This is a genomic window from Ruegeria sp. CJ3, from assembly GCF_056536725.1.
The window spans coordinates 1-2,302 of the sequence record NZ_JBQFQE010000021.1; the positions used below are offsets into that span (position 1 = coordinate 1).

The 2,302-nt window shown below is 52.6% G+C and carries 1 protein-coding gene; it reads right to left on the reverse strand.

The window, feature by feature from the left end; translation table 11 throughout:
* Positions 1 to 2,302, reverse strand: a 2,302-nt coding sequence (locus tag ACR0J1_RS19345) for a calcium-binding protein (protein WP_480734401.1), incomplete at both ends; no start/stop codon positions are given.

Below are 2,302 nucleotides of genomic sequence, written 5' to 3' on the forward strand. Positions count from 1 at the left end.
CATGCGCATAGTTCTCGCCATTCTCGCTGCCGATCACCGTGCCCGACGACTTCATATCCGAGACCATGCGGTCGCGCAGCTCGTCCTGGTTCAGGGTCGTACCGTCCGCGAAGGCAATGGTCTCAATCGAACGCCACTTGTTCTCATCAAGCTGGTTCACCAGTGTGATCTGCTCGCCATTGGACAGGGTGATCGTCAGGTCATTACCCATACGGCCCACCGTCACCTCATCGGCATTCACATCTGCGAAGGTCAGAGTGTCGGTTTGGTCGATGAAGTCATCATAGTCCGAGATCGAATAGGATCCGTCACCCAGTGCATGTACGTAGTTCTCGGCGTTCTCGCTGCCGATCACCGTGCCCCCAGCCTTCATGTCCGAGACCATGCGATCGCGCAGCTCGTCCTGATTCAAAGTCGTACCATCTGCGAAGGAGACGGTCTCAATCGAACGCCACTTGTTCTCATCAAGCTGGTTCACCAGCGTGATCTGCTCGCCATTGGACAGGGTGATTGTCAGGTCATTGCCCATACGGCCCACAGTCACCTCGTCGGCATTGACGTCCGTAAAGGTCAGGATATCGGTGCGGTCGCTAAAGTCATCGTAGTCCGAGATCGAATAGGATCCGTCACCCAATGCATGCGCATAGTTCTCGCCATTCTCGCTGCCGATCACCGCGCCGCCAGCCTTCATGTCCGAGACCATGCGGTTGCGCAGCTCATCCTGGTTCAGGGTCGTACCGTCCGCGAAGGAGGCGGTCTCAATCGAACTCCACTTGTTCTCGCTGAGCTGGTTCACCAATGTGACCTGCTCGCCGTTAGACAGGGTGATCGTCAGATCATTGCCCATACGGCCCACCGTCACCTCATCGGCATTCACATCTGTAAAGGTCAGGCTGTCGGCACCACCATTGCTGTGCACGTCGTAATCCGAGATTCTGTAGGACCCATCCCCTTGTGTATGGGTGTACGCTTCGCCTGCTTCCGTACCAAATTTGTCATTCGTGACATCGCTGGCAGGGACAACAAGCCCAGCAACATCCGTTGCAGACCACGTAACACCATCGGCAAACTCAAATATCTCTATCGAATTGGCGGCCGAGCTCACCTGTCCAGAGATCGTGATAATGTCACCATCCGGCAAGTGAACACGCAAATCATTTCCGATTGCGGTAAATTCAACCTGATCGGAGTTCACGTCCGTAAACAGCAGCCGATCAGTGCGGCTGTTGTTGTCCCAGTCCACAATACGGTACGAGCCGTCTCCGAGTGTATGCGTATAGGTTTCGGAAAAATCCGTTCCGATTACAGTTCCATTGCCATTGATCTTCTGATCGGAGACGGATTTGTCTCTGATCGTCTGGGCGTTCATAATCATGCCATCAGCAAAGACAATCTGCTCGATAGCTCTATCCCCGTCCTCGGAGAATTGATCGATGATTCGGATCTGCTCACCATTTGACAGCGTTATGACAAGATCTTCGCCACCATTGGAAACAAAGCGCACGTCATCCGCATTCACATCCGCGAACACCAATTGATCAACACGATGATTGTTGTCCCAATCGCTGATAGCATAGGACCCATCGCCAAGCGTATGAGTATACGTCTCGGCAAAATCCGTACCACGCACCAAGCCTAAGCCAGAGCTTTTTTGATCTGAGACAGACTTCTCGCGGATTGTATCAAGGCCAAGGACAACTCCGTCCGCAAATTCGATCCGTTCAATGGACTCATCACCATCTTCAGTGAAGTGATCCTCAACAACAATCTGCTCGCCGTTCGAAAGCGTTATGATTAGATCTTCGTCACCATTCGAAGCAAAGCGCACGTCATCGACGTTGACGTCGGTGAATACCAATCTGTCAGTACGATGATTGTTGTCCCAATCCGTAATCCGATAAGACCCATCACCAAGTGAATGAGTGTATGTTTCGGCCATATCCGAGCCGAGGACAGTTCCAGATCCCCCATTCTTCTGATCTTCCAGAGACTTCGTTCGGATGGACTCGGTATTCAATACAAGCCCATCGGCGAACTCGATCTGCTCAATAGCTTCGTGGCCGTCTTCGGTAAAGTGATCCTGAACCGTGATCCGCTCGCCATTCGACAGCGTAATCACCAGGTCCTCGCCACCAGTCGATGTGAACGTAACATCGTCAACATTCACATCCGTAAACACCAAACGATCAGAAACGCCCGCATCATTGTCCCAGTCCAAGATGTGATCATCGCCGTCACCAAGCGCATAACGATACGTGTCAGCACCCTCGCCACCGCGCAAATGATCATCACCAACTAGGCC